Source organism: Rhizobium sp. 05L419, assembly GCF_056397845.1.
Window position 1 is genome coordinate 74,365 of the sequence record NZ_JBFTOF010000025.1, and the last position, 7,334, is coordinate 81,698.

The 7,334-nt window shown below is 60.2% G+C and carries 3 protein-coding genes and 2 pseudogenes; 2 read left to right on the forward strand and 3 right to left on the reverse strand.

Annotated elements, in window-relative coordinates:
* The first annotated feature begins 16 nt into the window (after window positions 1-16).
* Complete coding sequence (locus tag AC1DMK_RS25080) at window positions 17-3,904, forward strand: GH36-type glycosyl hydrolase domain-containing protein (protein WP_477862924.1); 3,888 nt, start codon at window positions 17-19, stop codon at window positions 3,902-3,904.
* Window positions 3,905-3,909: 5 nt separating this feature from the next.
* On the forward strand, window positions 3,910-5,229 hold the full coding sequence (locus AC1DMK_RS25085) for a glucoamylase family protein (protein WP_477862926.1): 1,320 nt from the start codon (window positions 3,910-3,912) through the stop codon (window positions 5,227-5,229).
* Window positions 5,230-5,325: 96 nt separating this feature from the next.
* Here AC1DMK_RS25085 and AC1DMK_RS25090 read toward each other — a convergent pair whose 3' ends face one another.
* The 3 genes and pseudogenes from AC1DMK_RS25090 to AC1DMK_RS25100 form a co-directional block, all read right to left on the reverse strand.
* Complete coding sequence (locus tag AC1DMK_RS25090; protein WP_477862928.1) at window positions 5,326-6,504, reverse strand: acetate/propionate family kinase; 1,179 nt, start codon at window positions 6,502-6,504, stop codon at window positions 5,326-5,328.
* A gap of 3 nt (window positions 6,505-6,507) precedes the next feature.
* Window positions 6,508-6,813, reverse strand: a pseudogene (locus AC1DMK_RS25095) (phosphate acetyltransferase); the annotation flags it as partial.
* A gap of 298 nt (window positions 6,814-7,111) precedes the next feature.
* Window positions 7,112-7,334: pseudogene (locus tag AC1DMK_RS25100) on the reverse strand (histidine kinase); the annotation flags it as partial.

Genomic DNA, 7,334 nt, shown 5'->3' on the forward strand with positions numbered 1-7,334 from the left:
TCTAAAGGAGGTTCCAGTGGCAACGAGCGCTTCCAGGTCGGCACGACATGATAGCGTTGCGGAGTTGGCGCATCCGAGTTCCGCGGCCGCGTTGCTTTCCAACGACCGCTACAGTGTCCTGGTCACAGCCGCCGGGGCTGGGCGCGCGACATGGCAGGGCCTCGACATTACAAGGTGGCGCCAAGACAGTACCCGTGATTGCTGGGGCCAGTTTTGCTACCTTCGGGATCTGACCGATAACGACCTCTGGTCCATTGGAAAGCAGCCATTATTTCGGCCCTCGAATGTCTACGAGCATGCCTTTTACGGAGACAGGGCCGAATTCCGTTGCATTGCGGGTGACATCGAAATCTTTTGGAAAATCTGTGTCGCCCCCAATCTGGACGCGGAAGTGCGTATGGTTACGGTAAAAAACCATGGCTCAGTGGACCGAACCCTCGAACTAACGAGCTATGCCGAAGTCTGCCTGAACAATCGCCGTGCAGACATGGCGCATCCGGGTTTTGCCAAGCTTTTTGTCGAAACACGCTATAACGAGGCGACAGGCGCTCTGTTTGCACGCCGCAGGCCACGTGCTGCAGGGGAAAAGGCCTCCTGGGCAGTTCACGTTTCATCATCGGACCTAACCCCTCCCCCAGAGGTCTCTTTTGAGACTGATCGGCTGAGATTTCTTGGCCGCGGCCGGACAGCGGCGAGCCCCGTGGTGTTCGACGCGGGTGCATCCCTCACCGGGACGACCGGCCCCGTCCTCGACCCGCTCTTCTCTTTGCGACGTCCGGTTCGCCTGGCTCCGGGCGCCCAAGCGCGCGTCGCCTTCGTTACAGGCGCTGCGGACGATCAGTCGACCGTGGAGGTGATCGCCGAAAGATACGCCAAGATGGATGCAGCCGAGCGAGCGTTTTCCGATGCATCGGAAAGATATCAAAGCGAGCTCCGGACGCTTGGCCTTACGCCTGACGACATCTCGCTGTTCAATCGGCTGGCCGGGAGCGTCGTATTGGTGAACCCGGCCATGCGACAGGCGACGGCGCTGACGAGTGATCGAATAGATCGGGCGGATCTCTGGGCCCATGGTATCTCCGGCGACCTCCCCATCGTGCTGGTCCGCGCCAATGGTGACAGTCACAATGCCCTCATTCGTCAGGTAGCGGGCAGCCACGATTTCGCTCGTCGGAGGGGCTTGGCATTTGACCTCGTCCTGCTTGACGAGGGCGGTGCAGGCAGCGCCAAGCGACTGGCCAAAAAGCTGCAGTTGGGACCGCAAGCCGACATAGTTGGCAAACCCGGTGGAATATTTGTCCTTTCCGAGCCCGATGCCGGCAATCACTTGGCGGCCATCGCTGCGGCGGCGCGCATAGTCCTGCTCGGTAGCGACGGCGAACTCGCAGATCAGCTCGGCCAGCCCTCCTCCATCCTATCACCTGCCGCGCAGACTTTAGCCGCATGGGGCGGGCGACCCGAACCCCGCCGTCCTGACCCGATCGAGGATTTGCAGTACTGGAACGAATTCGGGGGCTTCACGCCCGGCGGACGCGAGTATGTTGTGCGCGTGGACGCGACCAGACCGCGAGCCCCCGCCCTGCCGCCGGCGCCGTGGACCAATGTGCTCGCAAACCCTGATTTTGGCTGCCTGACGACTGAAGCCGGTCTTGGCTACACCTGGTCCGAGAACAGCCAAATGAACCGGCTGACGCCGTGGTCGAACGATCCGGTTACGGATGCGCCAGGCGAGGTTCTTTATTTGCGAGATGAAGAAACCGGAGACGTTTGGACGCCGACGCCGCTACCGCTCGGACCCGGTGCGGTCGTCACTGTTCGTCACGGCCAGGGTTACAGCCGGTACGAAACCGACAGCCGTCACCTCCGCCAAGAGCTGACAGTAACCGTTCCAACAAACGATCCGGTCAAGATCATACGTCTCAAACTCAGCAACAACGACACCCGAGTTCAGCATGTGACGGCGACCTATTTCGCCGAGTTGGTGCTTGGGACCCACCGCGAAGAGACAGCAACGCAGGTCATCTGCGAGCGAGATGCCAGATCAGGTGCCATCGTCGCCAAGAACCCCTGGGCCGGCGACTTTGCCGGGAAGCTGGCTTTTGCAGCCGCCAGCCAGCCGGTAAGGTCATCTACGTCCGACCGCATGGAGTTTCTTGGCAAATACGGTTCGGTGTTTCACCCGGCAGCCCTGCTCCAAACAAATCTTGCAGAGCGTTTCGGGCCATTGCTGGATCCCTGCGCCGCACTGATGGTGGATATTGTTCTGCCACCCGGCGAAAGCAGGGAAGTCGTCTTTGTCCTTGGAGAGGCTGACGGCTCCGACGAGGTCGGCAGGTTAGTTCACGAGCATGCCGCCCCCGAACGCGCAGTAGCAAGTCTTTCGGCTGTTTCCCGCCAATGGGATGACATTCTGAACACGATCCAAGTCTCGACGCCGGACGTCGGAATGAACCTGATGATGAATCGCTGGTTGCTGTACCAGGTCTTGGCATGCCGTGTCTGGGCGCGCACGTCCAATTACCAGTCCGGTGGTGCATACGGTTTCAGGGATCAGCTCCAGGACGTGATGGCGCTGGTCTACAGTAAACCGGGTGAGACCCGATCCCACATCCTGCGATCGGCAGCACGCCAATTTGAGGAGGGGGACGTCCAGCACTGGTGGCAYCCACCGTCCGGCGTCGGCGTGCGTACCCGGATCACCGACGACTTGTATTTCCTGCCTCTCGTCGTTCACCACTACGTGACTACGACAGGCGACGATGAACTGCTTGATGAAGTCGTACCCTTCATCACGTCGCCGGTGCTGAAAGACGACCAGGAGAAAGAATATAACCAGCCGGCAACCAGCAAGCAGTCCGGTACGGTCTACGAGCATTGCGTCCGTGCGCTGGAGCATGGCTATCGTTTGGGCAGGCACGGTCTTCCTCTGATGGGAACAGGTGACTGGAACGACGGCATGAACAAGGTCGGCGCGGATGGCATGGGAGAGAGCGTCTGGAACGGCTGGTTCTTTCTCACGGTCCTCAAAGCATTTGCTACGATTTCAGCGTCACGCGGAGATCAAAGCCGTGCCGCCTGGTGTCGCGAACGGGCCGAGACGTTGCGCATAGCGCTTGAGGCAAACGCTTGGGACGGCGGCTGGTATCGCAGGGCCTATTTTGACGATGGCACACCACTCGGGTCGTCCCAGAACGACGAATGCCAGATCGACGCCATCCCGCAAGCCTGGGCGGTCATTTCCGGCGAGGCCAATGTGGAACGCGCTACGCAGGCAATGCGCGCGGTTCACGCCCGGCTCGCATGCCACGAGGAAAAGCTTATCAAGCTCTTCGATCCGCCGTTTGACGACGGCGTGCTGCAGCCCGGCTATATCAAGGGTTACGTCCCCGGCATCCGCGAAAATGGCGGCCAATACACCCACGCGGCAACCTGGGTCGTCTGGGCGACAGCCTTGCAGGGTGACGGCGATCTCGCCTTGAAGCTTTGGAACCTGATCAATCCGATTTGTCATGGCGTGACGAGAGAACAAGTCGAACGCTACAAGGTGGAACCATATGTGGTCAGCGCCGATGTCTATGGCGCGCACCCACACATCGGGCGCGGTGGATGGAGCTGGTACACAGGAGCGGCCAGTTGGTTCTATCGCGTCGCGCTCGAGGCGATMCTCGGCTTTCGCCAGCAAGGGCGATTTGTGCGGTTTGAACCATGCGTTCCGCCAAGCTGGGCAGCCTATGAGATTACATATCGGTATGGATCGGCGACCTACCGCGTCCGTTTCGACAACGCCGGTGGCATCGGCCGAGGCGTCCTCTCCGTCACGCTGGACGGTGAACCTGCCGCCAACAAAAGCGTCCCTCTGGCTGACGACGCACGGACGCACGACGTCCACGTCATAATCGGTTAGCGGTCATGTCCGAAACGCTCTCGACCGGCGCCGCTCTCGACCGCCTTCCAACAGACCAGGATCTCGCTCGGCTGCAATTCACGACATTGTTGTACTACCTCCAATGCACGAACCCGGATAACGGCCTGGTGCGCGACAAGACAGAACCAAACGCCCCGGCCAGCATCGCGGCGATCGGCATGGCGTTGGCGACCATCCCCGTGATCGTCGAACGCGGCGTCCTGATCCGCGAATTTGCGGCAAAGATTACGCGCACCCGCTTGAGATATTTGATGGCATGTCCGCAGGGGCCGGAACCGGATTCATCGGGCTACAAAGGCTTTTTCTATCATTTCCTCGACATCGAAACGGGCCGCCGGGTTTGGCAATGCGAGTTGTCGACGATCGACTCGTCCTTTCTGTTCGCAGGCGCCCTGACCGTTGCAACATACTTTGATGGCGACACGGCCGACGAGGCCGAAATCCGCCAGCTCGCGATGGCGCTTTACGAGCGTGCTGACTGGAATTGGGCCTGCGATGGCGGTGCAACTCTAACGCACGGGTGGCGCCCGGAGAGCGGCTTCATTCCCTATCGGTGGCGTGGCTATGATGAAGGCCTGTTGCTCTACATCATTGGTTTGGGATCCCCAACTCACCCTTTGCACCCTCAATCCTATGCCGCCTACACCGAAAGCTACGAATGGAGAAATATCTACGGCCGCGAGCTACTGTATTCCGGCCCGCTTTTTACCCATCAACTGTCGCACATGTGGATAGACTTTCGAGGCATCCGCGATGCGTTCATGCGCAAGCATGACAGCGACTATTTCGAAAACAGCCGGCATGCGACATATATCCAGCAAGAATATGCGATCCGCAACCCGATGAATTTTGCAGGGTATGGCGAACATTGTTGGGGGTTCACCGCGTGCGACGGACCGGGTTGGGGCAAGCGGACGATCGATGGGGTCGAGCGGGAGGTCTTCGACTACATTGCCCGTGGCGCCCCGTTCGGACCTGACGATGGGACTGTCGCGCCATGGGTCGTTGTTGCCTCGCTGCCGTTCGCGCCGGAGATTGTCGTGCCAACTGTACGCAACTTTGCGCGACTGAACCTCGGGATGACACGGCTTTACGGCTTCAAACCGTCGTTCAACCAGACATGTGCCGCCGAGAACAGTCAATCCGGATCGTGGGTGAGTCCCTATCACTTCGGCATCGACCAGGGGCCGGTGGTGCTCATGATCGAAAACTATCGGACCGGCTTGCTCTGGAACATCATGCGCCGATGCAAACCCATCGTGACCGGATTGAGACGTGCGGGATTTTCAGGGGGGTGGCTTTGACAATCGACCCATCGTTGGCGACGATCAGCCCTTGCCCATGAGACTGTGCGCACAGATGGCCGGAATGGATATTGCCTGTTCCCTGTGAGCTTGGCGTCACGGCGCTGTGACGACTGCAAGGGTATGGCGCGCGATCATCAACTCTTCATCCGTCGGCAAAACGTAGAGTGCAACCCGGCTTGTCGGAGTGGAAATGACAGCCTCGCCCGCTTCGTTCGCCGCAGGGTCGAGTTCGGCGCCCAGCCAGGCAAGCCGCTCGCTGATGCGGGCGCGGATCGGGGCCGAGTTTTCCCCCACACCAGCTGTGAAGACAAACACGTCAAGACCCCCGAGCGCGGCGGCAAGCATGCCGGAACTCAGCGCACAGCGATGGATGAAGTGGTCGATCGCGAAGGAAGCGCGCGGATCGTCGCTAGCGAGAAGCTCTCGCATGTCGCTCGAAATCCCGGAAAGTCCTCTCAGGCCGGAGGCTCTATAAAGGAGATCGGTAACCTCCCCGACGCTCAAGCCCTTGTGCTCGATCAGGTAAAGCACGACGCCGGGGTCCATTTGGCCCGGCCGCGTCCCCATCGGCAGGCCGTCGAGTGCAGTGAAACCCATCGTCGTCTCCACACTGCGCCCGTCGCGTATTGCGCACATGGACGCGCCGCTTCCGAGATGGGCAGCAATGACACGTCCGCCAGCGATACTGGGAGCGATTTCCGCCAACCGCTCGGCGACGTATTCGTAGGACAGGCCATGAAAGCCGTATCGCCGAACCCCTTCCTCGTAGAAGGACAACGGCAAGGCGTAGCAGTCCGTATGCTGGGCGTGGCCACGATGGAAGGCTGTATCGAAGCAGGCGACCTGTGGAATGTCCGGATTGATGTCCATGGCGAGGCGGATCGGAGCCAGGTTGTTCGGCTGGTGCAAAGGCGCAAGCTCCTGGAAGATCGAGAGCTTTTCGAGGATGTCATCATCTATCAGAACCGCTGTTGCATAGTCCGGACCGCCATGGACAACCCGGTGGCCTATGGCCAAGAGCGTGAAACCGCCGAGCGACTGCAGCCAGGTACGGGCTTTAGCTATTGCCGTCGGCAGGTCGCCGACAGCTTCCGGCGCATAGGTTTGATCGACAATCACTGCTCCGTCAGCGCCTTTCGCCAGCAAACGGGGCCTTGTGCCGATGCCGCCAATCTGCCCGCGAACCTGACATGACAGGCAATCGCCGACGACCCCGAAGATCTGGAATTTGAGGCTCGACGAGCCCGCGTTGACCACAAGGATTGCGTCCATGCTTTAACCCGTCACTGACGTCAGCCGTCGCCGGCCGGATGCGTAGAGGGCGGCGAAGGCGCACGAAGCGAGACGGCTGCGAACCAAGTCCGCCCTTGATGTCAGGACGATGGGTATGCGCGCGCCAAGAACGATGCCATCTGCGTCGGCGTGAGCTTGAAAAGTCTGGCTCTTGGCCAACATGTTCCCAGCCTCGTGGCCGGGCACCGGCGAAGTGAGCCCTTCGATTTGAGCAGCCTCCGGGCTTGTCGCGTTATCGATGGCGAGCGGGCCGTCAAGGACGCCGCCTGTGATTTGGCCGCGCTGGCTTGCAAATGTGGGGTTCATTGAACTTTACCTTCTCCCACGGAACGCCTAGCCGTACCGAGGTCTCAGCGGCCGCGCCAAAGGTAATGCCCGCGCGGGAGGGTCCGCGTGGACGGCGTCAAAATTGCGCTGGCCTCCAGGACGAACCAGGGCGTTTCGGCCAGCAGGTCAATAACAGCGTTGCGCAGCCGCATGCGGACATGGTTGGCCTTGTGAAAGTGCACTGCCGTGGATCGTACATTTCGGCGGCAGTCTGTCGTTCGACGTCGCCTCCGGCTGTTCGCTTGATTGCCGGCACGTATTAGTCAGGGGCCTTGTCGGGTTCCCAACTCAGAAAAAAACCCACATCGCCAGGCATTCCGCTGGGAAAAGTGACGACGGCAGCATTCAGTTTGTACCCTTGGGGCCGGCCAAATTTCTCGAATCGCTCGTAGAATTCCTTGGCCTTTCCCTGGAGCGTTTCCGGCCAATTGGTTGCCCCGTTGTTGATTGCCCGTCCGTTGTCGGTGCAGAAGTCCGACGAG

Coding starts and splice junctions, on each gene's coding strand:
- AC1DMK_RS25085 (WP_477862926.1), top strand. CDS start 3,910: ATGTCCGAAACGCTCTCGACCGGCGCCGCTCTCGACCGCCTTCCAACA.
- AC1DMK_RS25090 (WP_477862928.1), bottom strand. CDS start 6,504: ATGGACGCAATCCTTGTGGTCAACGCGGGCTCGTCGAGCCTCAAATTC.